The organism is Asanoa sp. WMMD1127 (genome assembly GCF_029626225.1).
GTDB lineage: Bacteria > Actinomycetota > Actinomycetes > Mycobacteriales > Micromonosporaceae > Asanoa.
On sequence record NZ_JARUBP010000001.1, the window covers coordinates 6992456 to 7007279 of the forward strand.

The following is a 14824-nucleotide window of genomic DNA, read 5'->3' on the forward strand; positions in this document are numbered from 1 at the left end:
GGGGCCCTTCCGTGGTTCAGCTCTCCAGCATCTTGCGCAACACGAACTGCAGGATGCCACCGTGCCGGTAGTAGTCGGCCTCGCCGGGCGTGTCGATCCGGACCACCGCGTCGAAGGAGACGCCCGTGTCCGTCGTCACGGAGACCGTACGCGGGGTCGAGCCGCCGTTGAGCTCCTCGACGCCCGTGATCTCGAACGTCTCCGTGCCCGTAAGGCCCAGCGACTCCGCGTTCTGGCCCGCCGGGTACTGCAGCGGCAGCACGCCCATGCCGATCAGGTTGGAGCGGTGGATCCGCTCGTACGACTCCGCGATGACCGCCCGCACACCCAGCAGCATCGTGCCCTTGGCGGCCCAGTCGCGCGACGAGCCGGAGCCGTACTCCTTGCCCGCCAGGACCACCAACGGCACACCCGCAGACGCGTACGCCACCGAAGCGTCGTAGATCGTCGTCTGCTCGCCGGAGAGGTGGTTGACCGTCACGCCGCCCTCGACACCGGGCACGAGCTGGTTGCGCAGCCGGATGTTGGCGAACGTGCCGCGGATCATGACCTCGTGGTTGCCGCGCCGCGAGCCGTAGGAGTTGAACTCGTGCCGCTCGACACCGTGCTCAGCGAGGTAGCGACCGGCCGGCGAGTCCGGCTTGATCGAACCGGCCGGCGAGATGTGGTCGGTCGTGACCGAGTCGCCCAGCTTCGCCAGTACCCGAGCGCCGTGGATGTCGGACACCTGCTGCGGTTCACGCGACATGCCCTCGAAGTACGGAGGCTTCCGCACGTAGGTCGAGTCGGCGTCCCAGGCGAACGTGTCGCCGCTCGGCGTCGGCAGGCTCTGCCACGCCTCGTCGCCCGCGAACACGTCCGCGTAGTCCCGCGTGAACATCTCGCTCGCGATCGCCCGCCCGATCACTTCCTCGATCTCGGCGGCCGACGGCCAGATGTCGCGCAGGAACACCTGCTGACCGTCGGAGCCCACGCCGATCGGCTCGTTGACCAGGTCGATGTCCATCGAGCCGGCCAGCGCGTACGCGACCACCAGCGGCGGCGACGCCAGGTAGTTCATCTTGACGTCGGGGTTGATCCGGCCCTCGAAGTTGCGGTTGCCGGACAGCACCGAGACCACGGAGAGGTCGTGCTCCGCCACGGCGGCCGAGATGCTCTCGGGCAGCGGGCCGGAGTTGCCGATGCAGGTGGTGCAGCCGTAGCCGACGAGGTGGAACCCGAGCTTCTCCAGATAGGGCGTGAGGCCGGCCCGCTCGTAGTAGTCCATGACGACCTTGGAGCCCGGCGCCAGCGTGGTCTTGACCCACGGCTTGCGGTTGAGGCCCTTGTCGACGGCGTTGCGGGCGAGCAGCGCCGCGCCGATCATCACCTGCGGGTTGGACGTGTTGGTGCAGGAGGTGATCGCGGCGATCACGACCGCGCCGTGGTCGAGCTCGAACTCGGCGCCGTCGTCGCCGGTGACCCGGATCGGGTTCGACGTGCGCCCGTCGGCGCCGACGGCCGCCGACTCGTGGCTGCGCGGCTGGTCGGCCGGGTCGTCGTGGTCGTTGGCCGGCGGGTCGCTGGCCGGGAACGACTCCTCGGACGCCTCGTCGGCGGCGCCGGTCTGCGTCACGTAGTCGGTGAGCACCGAGCGGAACAGCGGCTTCGCGCTGCCCAGCGGCACCCGGTCCTGGGGGCGCTTGGGGCCGGCCAGCGACGGCTCGATCGTGCTCAGATCAAGTTCGAGGCGCTCGGAGTACGCGGGCTCGCGCTCGGGGTCGTGCCACAGACCCTGTTCCTTGGCGTACGCCTCGACGAGCGCGACCTGCTGCGCGTCCCGCCCCGTCAGCTCGAGGTAGTTGATCGTCTCGCTGTCGATCGGGAAGATCGCGATGGTCGAGCCGTACTCCGGGCTCATGTTGCCGATCGTCGCCCGGTTGGCCAGCGGCACCGCGGCCACGCCGGGACCGTAGAACTCGACGAACTTGCCGACGACGCCGTGCTTGCGCAGCATCTCGGTGATCGTCAGCACCAGGTCGGTGGCGGTGGTGCCGGCCGGCATCTCGCCGGAGAGCTTGAAGCCGACGACCCGCGGGATCAGCATCGACACCGGCTGGCCCAGCATGGCGGCCTCGGCCTCGATGCCGCCGACGCCCCAGCCCACGACGCCCAGGCCGTTGACCATCGTGGTGTGCGAGTCGGTGCCGACGACCGTGTCGGGGTAGGCCTGCCCGTTGCGCTCCATGACCGTACGCGCGAGGTATTCGATGTTGACCTGGTGCACGATGCCGGTGCCCGGCGGGACGACCTTGAACTCGTTGAACGCGGTCTGGCCCCAGCGCAGGAACTGGTAGCGCTCGCGGTTGCGCTGGTACTCGAGCTCGACGTTGCGCGCGAACGCGTCCTCGCGGCCGAACAGGTCGGCGATCACCGAGTGGTCGATGACCAGCTCGGCCGGCGCCAGCGGGTTGACCTTGGTGGCGTCGCCGCCCAGCTCCCGCACCGCCTCGCGCATGGTGGCCAGGTCGACCACGCAGGGCACGCCGGTGAAGTCCTGCATCAGCACCCGGGCCGGCGTGAACTGGATCTCCACGCTCGGGTCGGCGTCGGCGTCCCAGCCGGCCAGCGCCCGGATGTGGTCCGCCGTGATGTTGGCGCCGTCCTCGGTCCGGAGCAGGTTCTCCAGCAGGATCTTGAGGCTGTAGGGCAGCCGCTCGTGCCCGTCGACACTCGTGACCTTGAAAATCTCGTAGCTCGCGTCGTTGACGCGCAGCTGGCTCTTCGCACCGAAGGTGTCGAGGCTCGCCACGTCGTACTCCTTCTCCGCCTGTTTCGCATCAGTCTTTCGCAGCAGGCTGCGCTCGCCGGGCTTAGGTTCGGCTAACCGCAAGCATGTAAACCGTACGTCCGTCTTGTTTTCTGGTCAACCCGAGGCGTGAACCGTCGCCAAGGTGGTCCTGCTAGTGTGCGGCGCGTGACCGACGTGCACCTCCAGCCGCAGCCCCGCATCGACGTCCTGGTGACGGACTACGAGACCGAGGAACGCCGGCTGCGCACCGACTACGCGGGCGTGGCCTACCTCGGCGACGAGCCCGACCCGGAGACGGGCCTGATGGGCGGCGCCTACACGAAGCGTGACGTCGACTCGCGGCTGTTCCTGCCCGACACCCACTGGTACGACGCCGACCAGCTGGAGAGCGTCGAGGTGCAGGTCACGGCCGGTGTGCTGCAGGTCGCGTCGACCGAGCGGGGCACCCAGGGCCTGCTCGGGGCGCTGGTCGAGCCCGAGGTCGAGTTCTACGAGCATCCCGAGGGCGCCGAGGGCGTCGGCGTGTGCCTCTGGTTCCGCGGCGCGATCCTGTCCAACGTCGCCGTCTCGTACCGGATCACGGTTGTCGCCGACCCGATCGCCGTGCAGCGCAAGGGCGCGACGGACCTCGAGGAAGTGCCGGCGGTCAGCTAGCCTCCGCCGCCTTCTCGCGCAGCTTCTGCTTGATCTCGTCGGGCGTGTAGGCCCGCCGCTTCCGCTCGGCCCGCGCCACCACGACCCCGGTCGCCGCGACCCCGACGATCCCGGCAATTCCCAGCACCTTCCACCATCGCATTCCACATAGGGTAGAGGCATGGCCATTTCCCTGGATGCGGCGGTCGAGCTGACGCGTACGGGCGACGTGTGGCTGTTCCGCGGCAGCTCGATGCCGGATCGCGCGATCCGGTTCGCCACCAACAGCCCCGTCAACCACGTCGGCATGTCGGTGGTGATCGAGGACCTGCCGGCCCTGATGTGGCACGCCGAGCTGGGCCGGTCGCTGCGTGACCACTGGACGGGCACGTTCCAGCGGGGCGTGCAGCTGCACGACCTGCGCGAAGCGGTGCTGGTCTGGGCGCGGCGGTACGGTCAGCGGGCGTGGCTGCGGCAGCTCCAGACGCCGGTGTCGGCGGAGATGGAGAACGCGGTGCTGCGTACGATCGCCCGGCTCGACGGGACCCCGTTCCCGTCGACGGCCCGGCTGGCGTGGCGGTGGGCGCGGGGCCGGGTGCCGGACCTGCGCAGCGGCTTCTTCGCCGGCGAGTCGCAGGCCGGTGCGGCTCCGCCGGCCGACGCGCGGCTGGAGACGGCCTACTGCGCGGAGGTCGTCGCGGTCACCTACGAGGCGATGGGCCTGCTGCCGGCGGGCCGCCGCCCGAACTGGTACGACCCGGGCCGCTTCTGGAGCGGCGACGAGCTGACGCTGGAGGCGGGCGCGAAACTGGGCGACGAGATCGCGGTGGAGATCCCGTAGCGTTGGCGCGATGATCCGCATTCCCGGCCTGGCGCTGACCGACCACACGTTCACGGTGCCGCTCGACCACGGCGATCCGTCGCGGGGCTCCATCGAGGTCTTCGCCCGGGAGGTCTGCGCCATCGACCGCGCCGGCGAGGCGCTGCCGTGGCTGATCTTCTTCCAGGGCGGTCCTGGCTCTCCGTCGCCCCGACCGTCGGGCGCGTCGGAGCGGTGGCTGGGGCAGGCGCTGAAGACGCACCGGGTGCTGCTGCTCGACCAGCGCGGCACGGGCCGGAGCACGCCGATCACCGGCCGGACCGTCGCGGGCCGGACGGACCTGGCCGACTACCTGCGCCTGTTCCGTGCGGACAGCATCGTCCGGGACGCGGAGCTGATCCGGGCGCGGCTGTTGGGTGACGGGCAGTGGGAGTCGCTGGGCCAGAGCTATGGCGGTTTCGTGACGCTCACCTATCTGAGCCTGGCGCCTGCGGGCTTGCGGGCCTGTTATGTCACCGGCGGCCTGCCGGGCCTGTCGGCGTCGGCGGACGATGTGTACGCCCGGACCTACCCGCGGGTGGCGGCGAAGAACGCGGCCTACTACGCGCGCTACCCCGGTGACGCGGCCACGATCCGCCGGATCGCCGACGAGCTGACGTCGACGGACGTACGCCTCCCGGACGGCGACCGCCTGACGCTGGACCGCTTCCGCTACCTGGGCAACGCCTTCGGCATGGGCGACGGCTACGAACGCCTGCACTGGCTGCTGGACGACGGGTGGCTGTCGGACGCTTTCCTGTACGAGGTGATGACCCGCACGGGCTTCGTCGACTCACCCCTGTTCGCGCTCCAGGAATACATCTACGGCGCCCCGGGCCGCCCGACGCGCTGGGCGGCGCAACGAGCGCTCGAGTCCCGCCCGGAGTTCGCCCCGTCCGCGGACCCGCTGCTCTTCACGGGCGAGATGATGTACCCGTGGATGTTCCGCGACATCGCGGCGTTACGCCCCTTCGCGGCCGCGGCCGACACCCTGGCCGAGGCTGACGACTGGCCGGCTCTCTACGACGTGGACCGCCTGGCGTCGAACGAGGTCCCGGTAGCGGCGGCGATCTACTTCGACGACATGTACGTGGACGCGGGGCTGTCGCTGGAGACAGCAGGCGCCGTAGGAAACGTCCGCACGTGGGTCACGAACGAATACGAACACGACGGCGGAGCGGTCTCCCGCGGCAAGGTCCTGGCCCGCCTCATGGACATGACCGCCGGCCGCATCTGAATAATCGTTCGAGCTACTTGGCGAGCATACCCTGCCAAAGGCCGAGAAAGCCTGCCAGTGTGCCACCGACAACTGCACCGACGAGCACTACAACCAGGTCCCTACGGACCTGGCGGGAAAGCCTGGTCTTCTCTTTACGGCGCTCAGGAACGACCTCGACGCAGCCCAGCCGCCGCGCCTGAAAGTAGTTGATTCCTAGATTGCCAATATTGAAGAGCACGACCGACACCGCTGCGAACCACCATGTCGATGTCCATCGCGATCCTTGCAGAAGTGCTATGGCCCCACCGGCAACGACTGCGCATGTCAGTGCGAGGGCGAACAAGTCCGCGCCTGGATACATGCGGAGTGGTGGGGTATAGCTTCGGCGACTCCCGATGAACACGGCCAAGTCACTCGCGAGGGCTCGGGCGTCGGGATCCCCGGCGTCGACTTCGATGCGCGCGTGGGAGTTGCCGAGTGACAGGTCTACCGCGGACGGTCCATTCACGTAAACCTTGACTTCGTTCAGTTCCGCCGTGGTTGCTTCCTTCAGATCCTCGACCGCGTCGGCGACGGCATCGGCCGCCTGGATCGTGACATGACGGACCGCGGGAGGCTCCGTCGCGCCCGCTTCGACGGCAGTCGAGGCAAAATCCTTGAGCGTCTCGACAATCGCTTCCAGATCTTCTAAGTACAACCTTGCCGGCCCGAGCGTGATTGAGTGACGGACCTCACCGGGCTGGGTCCTACGAATTTGCCGATGCAGGGTCATAGCCGTTCCTCACGGTCTCCCTAGGACCAGAGCAAACCGCGGCGGCACATGCTCCGCTCATTCATGGAGGCGAGCGTAGTCGGCGCCGGGTGAGCGCACCACACCCCTTTCGGGCCAACGGGAAGAGCCGTTACACGTCGAATTCACGCCGTAGGACCACACAGTCGTTCGCGCGGTCGCCCGAGCTCCTTGTGCTGCTGAGTGCACCGCTGAGCGACGCGAACCCCGATAGGGCTGGGCCGCAGCCAAGGCTAGGTCACCGGATCGAAGGCCACCGTCGTACGGTGTCGCCATGCGCGTGATGATTGAGCGGGGGAAGAAGAAGCGGGTCGTGGCCTGTGCGTTCGACTGGCCTGGGTTCGATCGCAGCGCTCGAATCGGTCAGGATGTGCTGGCGGTGCTCGACTCCTACCGGCCCCGCTACGCGAAGGTCGCCGAGCTTGCCGGCTACGGCGAGCTGTTCGCCGCCGCCGGTGGCTTCGCGGTGGTCGAGGAGGTCGACGGGACCGGGATGACCGACTACTACGGCGTCTCCGGGAAGACGGCCTCGGCCGAGCGCGAGCCGATGACCGACGCCGGCTGCGACCGCAAGGTCGCCCTGCTCCAGGCAGCGTGGACCACCTTCGACGACACGGCCGCCCGCGTCTCGCGCGAGCTTCGCAAAGGGCCACGCGGCGGCGGTCGCGAATGGGAGGAGATCATCCAGCACGTCAACGGCGCGGAGATCGGCATCTTCGCGCGCAAGGTCGGCGTCAAGGTCCCGCCCGAGACGATCGACGATCCGGGCGCCCTGCGCGCCTACCGGGAAGCCGTCGTCCGGGGAATCCGCGACCACCACGCCCGCGGCGTGCCGGCCCGCTCCTGGGCGCTGCAGTTCCTGGTCCGCCGCCTGGCCTGGCACATGCTCGACCATGCCTGGGAGCTCGAGGACCGCGACCTTACGGATCAGGGTGCCGAGACGAGCAGGACATAGTTGCGGATCTTCGCCGGTCGCAGGACGGCGCGGGCCCAGGCGGGCACGAGTGGCGCGCCGGTCGCGGTGTCCAGGATGCGTACCGATCCCACCGGGTGGCGTTGGCCGCCGCAGGTCAGGGTGGCGCCGCCCGGGCCGCGGGCGTTGCGTAGCCATTGCACGTCGTCGCCGTAGACCAGGGCGACCACCCAGCCGTCCGGCGTCGCGAAGGCCATCACCGGCGTCTGGTAGGACCGGCCCGACCGCCGGCCCACGTGGTGGATGACCGCGAGCGGTCGTACCCGCCGCGCGACCGGGACGATGAACGGGTTGACCACCCGGCCGACCTTGCGGAACGAGCGTGGCACCGGCATGGGTCCAGCCTAAGCGCGACTCAGTGACCTTTGAAGGCTTCGGCCAGCCACCACGAGCCGCCGTCCGAGACGATCTTGGCGTCCACGACCAGCGGCCCGGACGGCGACGATTCCAGCCACGCCGTCACGCCGCGGAGGTCGGCGGCGCGGCGGACCGTGAGGCCCGACGCGCCGAAACCGGCCGCCAGAGCCGCGATGTCCGTGTCCGGGAAGACCACCGTGGACAGGTCCGCGTCCGCGCCGAAGTGGTGGACCTCCGCGCCGTAGGCCGCGTCGTTGTAGACCACACAGAGCAGCGGCAGGCCGAGCCGCACCGCGGTTTCGAGCTCCGCCACCGACATCAGGAAGCCGCCATCCCCCGACGCCAGCACCGGCAGGCGGTCCCGGCGGGCCAGCGCCGCCCCGATCGCCGTCGGCAGGCCCAGGCCGATCGACTGGAACGCCTGGGTGAAACAGAAACCGAACTCGTCCGGTACGCGCAGGTAGGCGCTCGGATAACCCATGGAGTTGCCCGAGTCCACGGCGACGATCCGCTCCGACGGCAGCAGCGAGTCCAACGCCAGGCTCAGCGCCCGCGGGTCGATCCGGTCCCCTGTGGACAGGTCCGCGAACGGCTCGTCGTTCCAACGCGAAACCGCGACCGCCGTCCGATAGCCGGGCAGGACAGCGCCGTCGAGCAGCGCCAGCACCGACGAGGCGACGACCGCCGAATCACCCACCACGCCGAGCGTCACCGGGCGGTGCGCGCCGATCGCCGACGCGGACACGTCGACCTGGACCACCGACGCGTCGGCGGCGATCAGCCGGCCGTGCCGCATCGTCCACATGTTCAACGCGCAGCCGAACCCGACGATCAGGTCGGCCGAGGAGATCAGCCGGGCCGCCGCCGGCGAGGCGAAACCCCCTGAGATGCCGAGGTCGTACGGGTCGCCGTGGAACAAGCCGTTCGCCACCGCCGACGTGGCCAGCAACGACCCGGTCGCGGCACCGAGGCGACGGAGCTCGGGCCCCGCCTCGCGAGCACCGCGCCCGGCGACGATGACCGGCCGTCGCGCGCCACGGAAGAGCTCCGCCAACGCCGAAACCGAGGACGCCGACGGCGCCACCGGCGATGGCAACGGCGGCACCGACACCGGCACTGGCACCGCCGACTCCCCCTGCACCGACAGCGGCAGATCCAACACCACCGTCCGACGCTCGTCCCGCGCCGTCCGCCACGCCGCCACCGTGTCCGCCACCGCCGACGCGCCACTGTGGACCCGCATCGGCACCGCGCCGAAGGAACGGGCGAAGCCCGCCTGGTCCATCGCGAAGTTCGACGTCGCCCCGGAGACCGACGGGGCCAGCACCACCAACGGCGTCCGGCTCTTCGCCGCCTCGGCCAGCCCGGTCGCCGCGTTGGTCAGGCCCGGGCCCTGGTGCACCGACAGCACCGCCACGGACCCCGACATCCGGGCGTACGCGTCGGCCATCGTCGCCGCCCCGCCCTCGTGCCGGGCGGCGACGAAGGGAACCCCGGAGGCCCGCAAAGCATTGGTCACGTGGAAGTTGCCGCTGCCGACCACTCCGAAGGCGTGCCCGACACCGAGCGCGGCCAGCGTCTCCCCGACCGCTGTCGCGACGGACGGCACCTCAGCGACCATCCACAAGGGCCAGTGCGCGCGTCGGGCTCCCGGTCCCGCCGACGATCGGCAGCGGCGCGACCACCAGCAGAGCACCGGTCGGCGGCAGCGATGCCAGGTTCTGCAGCGAGGTCAGCCCGTACTTGTCGTTGCCCAGCAGGTGGAAGTGCGCCGGGAACGGCGGGTCGAACCCGCCCGCGCTGCCCGCGTCGATGCCCACCGTCTCCACGCCGAACCCGGAGATCGGCGTGTCGGTGGCCAGCCACTCCGCGCACGACGCGGAGATGCCCGGGGTGCGCGAGTCGTTGAGGAACAGCGCCTGGTCGTGCGCGAACCGGTCCCAGCCGGTCCGGAACAGCAGCCACGTGCCCGGCGCGAGCTCGCCGTGCGCGTCGATCCACGACTTCACGTGGGAGATCTCGAGCAGGAAGTCCGGGTCTTCCGCAGCCGCGGCGCTGAAGTCCATGACGGCCGCGGGCCCGACCAGCCGATCCGGCGGAATCTGCGACACGTCATGGCCGTCCCGACCGGTGATCCAGTGCACCGGGGCGTCGAGGTGCGTGCCGATGTGCTCCCCGGTCCGGATGTTGTGGTGCTTCCAGAACGGCCCCGGCGGGTCGTACGCGCTGACCTGCTCCAGGCTGAAGTCGTCGAGGTTCGCGAACGGCTCCGGCAACCGCAGCGTCGGCGTGCGGGACGAGAGCGGATTGGTCAGGTCGACCACCCGGACCGCACCGGACGCGAGACCGGCGAGCAGATCCGCGACAACCACCATGGCATGCCTCCATCAGACGGTTGGCGACATCCTGCCACCATGGGGCCGCCGCCACGAGGAACGAAGTCGGGCGGCGGCCCGGAAGTCAGCGGACGCCCGCCTCGTCGAGGAGGCGGCGGGTGACCTCGTCGTGGTCGTGCAGGAGCCCGCGGGCCGCGAACCAGTTGGTCACGTTGCGGACGTCGCGGGCCAGCATCGCCGGCCCGTTGGGGTTGGCCACCACGTCGACCACCTGCGGGAGGTCGATCACCACCAGCCGGCCGTCGTTGACCAGCAGGTTGTAGGGCGACAGGTCGCCGTGCGCCAGCCCCGCCCGGGCCAGCACGGTCAGCGCGTCCATCAGCTGCTCCCACAGCGACGCCAGCTCGTCCGGCGAGGGCCGCAGCTGCGCCAGTCGCGGCGCGGCCAGGCCCTCGGCGGCGTCGCCGACGAACTCCAGCATCAGCTCCGTCCCGATCAACTGCACGGGGTACGGGACGGTGATGGTGCCGTAGGAGGTGGCGACCTCCCACAGCCGGCACAGGGCGGCGAACTCGGCCGCCGCCCACTGCCCGGCGATGAGCTGCCGGCCGAACGAGGTGCGGCCGGTCATCGCCCGATTCTCGCGGGACCGCCGCACCCGGCGACCCTCGAGATAGCCGGCGTCGCGGTGGAACATCCGGTGCTCGGGTTCGCGGTAGCGCTTCGCGGCCAGGAGGCAGGTGCGGTCGGTGTCCGGGATCCCCCGCCGGACCAGGAAGACGTCGGCTTCCTTGCCGGTCTTGAGAATGCCCAGCTCCGTGTCGACCGCGGCCAGCTCGGTGACCACCCAGTCGGGTCGGGGCGCCGGCCCGTGCAGGGCGTTGTCCCACGACGACCAGGCGTCGCCGGTGTCGGGCCGGTCGGTGTCGGCGTTGGTGTCGAACGCGGCGGGCGTGCGGTGCCGCGCCCGCTTCAGGAACTGCGGATCGTCGTCGTCGAAACGACGCTTGCCGGAGCGGCCACGAGCGGCCGGCTCGAAATCGTGCTCACGCAACGGAGAGACTCCTGGAGAGAGAAGGAAGAGGGCAGCGAGACGCTCGCGACCACGACAGCCACAGAACTCACCCCTTCCGTCTCGGCGACCCGCGCGGCGCCGGTCAGGCGCGCGCCGGATCTGGTTCCAGCTAGATCGGGAGTCTCCCCACCAGCGCTGGGGAACGCAAGCGAATTATCCGGCGAGTACGGCGGCCACGGCCGGGATCAGGCCACCGGCCGTGGCGGTCGGCTCGAAGCGCGACTCCATCCACCGCCGGCCCCGGTGCAGCCAGACGCTCGGCAGGCCCATCTCGGCCGCCGCGCCGATGTCGGCCTCCGGGCTGTCGCCGACCACCCAGGCGCCGCGCATCCGCATGCGCACCCGCTCGGCCGCGAGCGCGAAGATCCGCGGGTTGGGCTTGCTGACGCCGACCTCCTCGGAGATCACCCAGTCGGCCACGTAACGGTCGAGCCCCGTACGCCGGATCGTGGTGTCCTGTTGCCGGGTGGCGCCGTTGGTGACGAGCACCGGGACGTAGCCGGCGTCGTCGGCGATCCGCAGCGCGCACGCGACCAGCGGGTCGAGGCGGCTGTTGGCGACCACGCCCTCGCGCATCTCGTCGACCAGGTCCACGGACGAGGTGGTCAGCCGGTAGCGGTCGCGGATCTGGTCGGCGACGTCCCACCGGTCGGTCAGCCCGTCGGCGTCGACGGACATCAACCAGTCGAGGTCCGGCGACGGTGCCCCGATGCCGTCCAGGAAGCGCTCGGCCCACGATCGGAAGGCACCGGTCCGGTCCAGAACGGTGTTGTCCAGGTCGAGGAACATGAGGGGCACTCGCGCACAGTACGGGACAGCACCGCGCTGTCAAAACCCCCGTAATGTAAACAATCTTGGGCCGGTGACGGACGATCGCCGGCCCGCATCACGCGGACCGGCGATCGGCCGGGTGAGCCACCGTCAGGCGTTGGCTCTCCGGATGGCCGCCATTCCCCCGAGAGCGGCCAGCGCGGCCACCAGTGCGGGCCATCCCACCAGCAGGCTCGCCTGGTGCTGGGTGCTCAGCCAGTGCCAGACGTCCCCCCACCAGCCCTGCCAGGTGACCAGCGCCGCGAGCAGGCCGAACACCAGGATCACGGCGGCACCGGTAGCGAACAGGCCGTTGGTGCCGAACCGGACGTACCAGACGGCGGTGAAGACGCAGAGGAAGTTCAGGAACAGGAACGGCACCGCGTAGACCGCGATCTGCAACAGTCCATTGGAGACATCGATGTACGGGATGCGGAAGAAGTGCAGTCCGATGCCGAATCCGTTGGTGCCGCCCTCGATCAGGTTCAGCAGGTAGAGCAACACCCCGTAGACCGCCGCCTGCACCACGATGACGAGGCTGGTGGCGAGATAGAACGTGCGCCTGGTGACGCCCATGCCCAGCGCGAACGGGAAGACCTGGCTGATCGACACCGCCGCCACGATCGCCGCCGTGACGTAGAGGCTCGACAGGCCGCCGGTGCTCGTCTTGCCGGGCGAGGCCTCGTCGATCGAGGCGAAGATCAGGATGTTGACCGCCAGCGAGAGGGCCATGATGCCCCACGGCCAGAAGAGCTGGGGAATCCAGGCCTCGGTGTGCAGGCGGGCCACGTCGAGGATGCGTTTCATCGGGCGTTCCTTTCCATCGTGAGGCGCACGACGGCCTGCTGGAGCGACACGGGCTCCAGGTCGATGCCGAGCTTCTTGGCGCGCATCCGTTCGGCGTTGTCGAACGACCCGCGCAGGGTCACCCGGGCCATGCCGGCGAGCCGCTCGCGGTGCAGCACCTGGCGACCGTCGGCGAACTCGTCGACCACCTCGGCCGGCCCGGTCGCGTCCATCACCTCGCCGCGCAGCGCCTCGCTCGGCGCGTCGAGCAGCAGCTTGCCCTGGTCGAGCAGGAGCACGTGCTCGATCAGGTCCGCCACCTCGTCGATGAGGTGCGTCGAGAGCACCACCGTGCGCGGGTGTTCGGCGTAGTCGGCCAGCAGCCGGTCGTAGAAGAGCTGCCGGGCCACGGCGTCGAGCCCGAGGTACGGCTCGTCGAAGAACGTCAGCGGCGCCCGTGCGGCGAGGCCGATCGTCACGCCCAGGGCCGACGTCATGCCCCGCGACAGCTTGCGCACGTCGCGCTTGCGGGGCAGGTTGAAGTCGTCCACAAGGGACTGAGCGAAGTCCTCGTCCCAGTTGGGGAACAGCCGGCTGGCCACGCTCAGCGCGTGCTTCACCTTGTAGGCCTGCGGGTACTTCTGGCTCTCCTTGATGAAGACGACCTTCATCAGCGCCGACTCGTTCTCGTAAGGTCGCTCGCCGAAGAGCGTCAGGTCGCCTGACGAGGCGCTGTTCTGGCCGGTGATCAGCTGCATCAGCGTGGTCTTGCCCGCGCCGTTGCGGCCAAGGAGACCGTAGATCGCGTTCTCCTCCAGGGTGAAGGTGACGTCGTCGAGAGCGGTCACGTTGCCGTACCGCTTCGTCAGTGCGGCTGCCGCCACGACGCTCATCGCTGTTCCTCCCAGGTCTCGATGAGTTTCTTCAGGTCTTCGGTGCCGATGCCCAACTTCCGGGCCTCCTCGATCAGGGGGCGCACGTACTGGGCGGAGAAGTCGAGCCGGCGACGCTCCCGGAGCGTTTCGCGGGCCCCCGTTGCCACGAACATCCCAATTCCCCGGCGTTTGTAGAGAATCCCGTCATCGACCAGGCGGTTGATCCCCTTGGCGGCGGTGGCCGGATTGATCCGGTGGAAAGCCGCCAACTCGTTGGTGGAGGGCACCTGGGTCTCTTCCGCGAGCGTCCCGTCGATGATCGAGTTTTCGATCAGCTCCGCGATCTGGACGAAGATCGGCCGGTCCTCATCCATCTCGGCTCGTCGGTTCATTACTCATGTAACTAACCATGCAACCGAAGAACCGCCCACGTCAAGTGGCAGCGGTCACAGATTGCGAGAAAACAAGTTCAGCGAGCCGCGAGTACGCGGCGTCCGCCCAGCTCACGGCGGTCGCGCAGCATGGTGTGGGCGGTCCGGACGCGGGCCAGCTCGGCCGGGTCGAGGGTCGCGACCACGACGGCCTCGCCCTCGTCGGCGGCCCGGACCACCGGTCGGCCCTCGGGGTCGTAGACCGCCGCGCCGCCGTTGAACGCCCAGTCGCCGGCACCGCCGACCGAGTTGGCGAACACGACGTACATCGTGTTGTCGAGCGCGCGGGCGGCGTAGTAGACGTCCCGCCGGTGCGCCGAACCGACCACGTAGCCGCTGGGCGCCAGGTAGCCGTGCGCGCCGTCGTCGGCCGCGGCCCGGCCGTGCTCGGGGAAGCAGCCGTCGTAACAGATGCCCAGGCCGAGCCGCCAGTCGTCGACCAGGAGCGTGGCGCCCGTGGTGCCGGGCGTGAACAGCGCGTTCTCCTCGGGACCCCAGAGCAGTTGCTTGTCGTACGCCACCAGGGCCGCGCCGGTTCGTTCGACCAGCACGGCCGAGCAGGCGCGCCGGCCGTCGGCGTGGCGCACCGACGCGCCCACGACGACCACCGTGGACCGCTCGCGCGCCGCGTCGCGCAGGGCGTCGAGGCGGCCGTCGTGGATCTCACCGTCGGCGCCGGCGGGAACGTCCGCGGCCGGATCGGCGTGCAGCGTCGGCGGGTGGTAGGCGCACAGGAACAGCTCCGGCAGGACCACCACCTGCGCGCCGTCGTCGGCGGCCCGCCGGACGAGGCGGGCGGCGAGGCCAGCGTTGTGCGCGATGGCACCTGGCGTCGGGGTCGCCTGGACGGCGGCGACCGTCAACGGAGTCGCCGGCAGGGTGTCCACGG

General features: G+C 70.0%; 16 protein-coding genes. 4 read left to right on the forward strand and 12 right to left on the reverse strand.

What is annotated here, in order from left to right; translation table 11 throughout:
• Nucleotides 1-16 precede the first annotated feature (16 nt).
• Nucleotides 17-2791 (reverse strand): aconitate hydratase AcnA, encoded by a 2775-nt coding sequence (acnA, locus tag O7635_RS33390; protein WP_278084478.1) that lies wholly within the window; start codon nt 2789-2791, stop codon nt 17-19.
• A 165-nt stretch (nt 2792-2956) separates the two neighbouring features.
• On the opposite strand from acnA, the gene O7635_RS33395 reads away from it, so the two are divergent.
• Nucleotides 2957-3445 carry a hypothetical protein gene (locus tag O7635_RS33395; protein ID WP_278084479.1) on the forward strand — a complete coding sequence of 163 codons (489 nt, stop codon included), beginning with the start codon at nt 2957-2959 and terminating at the stop codon, nt 3443-3445.
• On the opposite strand, the gene O7635_RS33400 is transcribed toward O7635_RS33395, so the two are convergent.
• The gene (locus tag O7635_RS33400; protein WP_278084480.1) at nt 3438-3587 is read right to left on the reverse strand and encodes a hypothetical protein; all 150 of its coding nucleotides are present in this window, start codon (nt 3585-3587) and stop codon (nt 3438-3440) included. The two genes, O7635_RS33395 and O7635_RS33400, sit on opposite strands and share 8 nt — an antisense overlap.
• Nucleotides 3588-3605: 18 nt before the next feature.
• Here O7635_RS33400 and O7635_RS33405 point away from each other — a divergent pair, with 18 nt between their 5' ends.
• Both O7635_RS33405 and O7635_RS33410 read left to right on the forward strand, forming a co-directional pair.
• The gene (locus O7635_RS33405) at nt 3606-4265 is read left to right on the forward strand and encodes a hypothetical protein (RefSeq protein WP_278084481.1); all 660 of its coding nucleotides are present in this window, start codon (nt 3606-3608) and stop codon (nt 4263-4265) included.
• Nucleotides 4266-4275: 10 nt separating this feature from the next.
• A complete protein-coding gene (locus O7635_RS33410) occupies nt 4276-5520 on the forward strand; it encodes an alpha/beta fold hydrolase (RefSeq protein ID WP_278084482.1) in 1245 nt (414 codons plus the stop codon).
• Nucleotides 5521-5533: 13 nt separating this feature from the next.
• Here the strand turns inward: O7635_RS33410 and O7635_RS33415 are convergent, their stop codons facing one another.
• Nucleotides 5534-6274: a hypothetical protein gene (locus tag O7635_RS33415; RefSeq protein ID WP_278084483.1), complete on the reverse strand. Its 741-nt coding sequence runs from the start codon at nt 6272-6274 to the stop codon at nt 5534-5536.
• A gap of 292 nt (nt 6275-6566) precedes the next feature.
• Between O7635_RS33415 and O7635_RS33420 the strand changes: the two genes are divergently transcribed.
• Nucleotides 6567-7247, forward strand: a complete 681-nt coding sequence (locus O7635_RS33420) for a hypothetical protein (protein WP_278084484.1) — start codon at nt 6567-6569, stop codon at nt 7245-7247.
• On the opposite strand, the gene O7635_RS33425 is transcribed toward O7635_RS33420, so the two are convergent.
• The 9 genes from O7635_RS33425 to O7635_RS33465 all read right to left on the reverse strand — a co-directional run bounded on the left by O7635_RS33425 (nt 7220) and on the right by O7635_RS33465 (nt 14822).
• Nucleotides 7220-7600, reverse strand: coding sequence for a nitroreductase family deazaflavin-dependent oxidoreductase (locus O7635_RS33425; RefSeq protein WP_278084485.1), 381 nt, complete (start codon nt 7598-7600; stop codon nt 7220-7222). The two genes, O7635_RS33420 and O7635_RS33425, sit on opposite strands and share 28 nt — an antisense overlap.
• Before the next feature lie 20 nt (nt 7601-7620).
• The gene (locus O7635_RS33430; protein WP_278084486.1) at nt 7621-9231 is read right to left on the reverse strand and encodes a thiamine pyrophosphate-binding protein; all 1611 of its coding nucleotides are present in this window, start codon (nt 9229-9231) and stop codon (nt 7621-7623) included.
• A 1-nt stretch (nt 9232) separates the two neighbouring features.
• Complete coding sequence (locus O7635_RS33435) at nt 9233-9997, reverse strand: cyclase family protein (protein WP_278084487.1); 765 nt, start codon at nt 9995-9997, stop codon at nt 9233-9235.
• Nucleotides 9998-10082: 85 nt separating this feature from the next.
• Nucleotides 10083-11012, reverse strand: coding sequence for an RIO1 family regulatory kinase/ATPase (locus O7635_RS33440; RefSeq protein ID WP_278084488.1), 930 nt, complete (start codon nt 11010-11012; stop codon nt 10083-10085).
• A gap of 174 nt (nt 11013-11186) precedes the next feature.
• Nucleotides 11187-11831 carry an HAD family hydrolase gene (locus tag O7635_RS33445; RefSeq protein WP_278084489.1) on the reverse strand — a complete coding sequence of 215 codons (645 nt, stop codon included), beginning with the start codon at nt 11829-11831 and terminating at the stop codon, nt 11187-11189.
• A gap of 123 nt (nt 11832-11954) precedes the next feature.
• Complete coding sequence (locus O7635_RS33450; RefSeq protein WP_278084490.1) at nt 11955-12650, reverse strand: ABC transporter permease; 696 nt, start codon at nt 12648-12650, stop codon at nt 11955-11957.
• A complete protein-coding gene (locus tag O7635_RS33455) occupies nt 12647-13522 on the reverse strand; it encodes an ATP-binding cassette domain-containing protein (RefSeq protein WP_278084491.1) in 876 nt (291 codons plus the stop codon). The genes O7635_RS33450 and O7635_RS33455 overlap by 4 nt, the downstream gene beginning before the upstream one ends.
• Nucleotides 13519-13878, reverse strand: a complete 360-nt coding sequence (locus tag O7635_RS33460) for a GntR family transcriptional regulator (RefSeq protein WP_278084492.1) — start codon at nt 13876-13878, stop codon at nt 13519-13521. The genes O7635_RS33455 and O7635_RS33460 overlap by 4 nt, the downstream gene beginning before the upstream one ends.
• Before the next feature lie 95 nt (nt 13879-13973).
• A complete protein-coding gene (locus O7635_RS33465) occupies nt 13974-14822 on the reverse strand; it encodes a carbon-nitrogen hydrolase family protein (protein WP_278084493.1) in 849 nt (282 codons plus the stop codon).
• Nucleotides 14823-14824: the final 2 nt, after the last annotated feature.

Coding starts and splice junctions, on each gene's coding strand:
- O7635_RS33400 (WP_278084480.1), bottom strand. CDS start 3,587: ATGCGATGGTGGAAGGTGCTGGGAATTGCCGGGATCGTCGGGGTCGCG.
- O7635_RS33405 (WP_278084481.1), top strand. CDS start 3,606: ATGGCCATTTCCCTGGATGCGGCGGTCGAGCTGACGCGTACGGGCGAC.
- O7635_RS33410 (WP_278084482.1), top strand. CDS start 4,276: ATGATCCGCATTCCCGGCCTGGCGCTGACCGACCACACGTTCACGGTG.
- O7635_RS33415 (WP_278084483.1), bottom strand. CDS start 6,274: ATGACCCTGCATCGGCAAATTCGTAGGACCCAGCCCGGTGAGGTCCGT.
- O7635_RS33420 (WP_278084484.1), top strand. CDS start 6,567: ATGCGCGTGATGATTGAGCGGGGGAAGAAGAAGCGGGTCGTGGCCTGT.
- O7635_RS33425 (WP_278084485.1), bottom strand. CDS start 7,600: ATGCCGGTGCCACGCTCGTTCCGCAAGGTCGGCCGGGTGGTCAACCCG.
- O7635_RS33435 (WP_278084487.1), bottom strand. CDS start 9,997: ATGGTGGTTGTCGCGGATCTGCTCGCCGGTCTCGCGTCCGGTGCGGTC.
- O7635_RS33450 (WP_278084490.1), bottom strand. CDS start 12,650: ATGAAACGCATCCTCGACGTGGCCCGCCTGCACACCGAGGCCTGGATT.
- O7635_RS33455 (WP_278084491.1), bottom strand. CDS start 13,522: ATGAGCGTCGTGGCGGCAGCCGCACTGACGAAGCGGTACGGCAACGTG.
- O7635_RS33460 (WP_278084492.1), bottom strand. CDS start 13,878: ATGGATGAGGACCGGCCGATCTTCGTCCAGATCGCGGAGCTGATCGAA.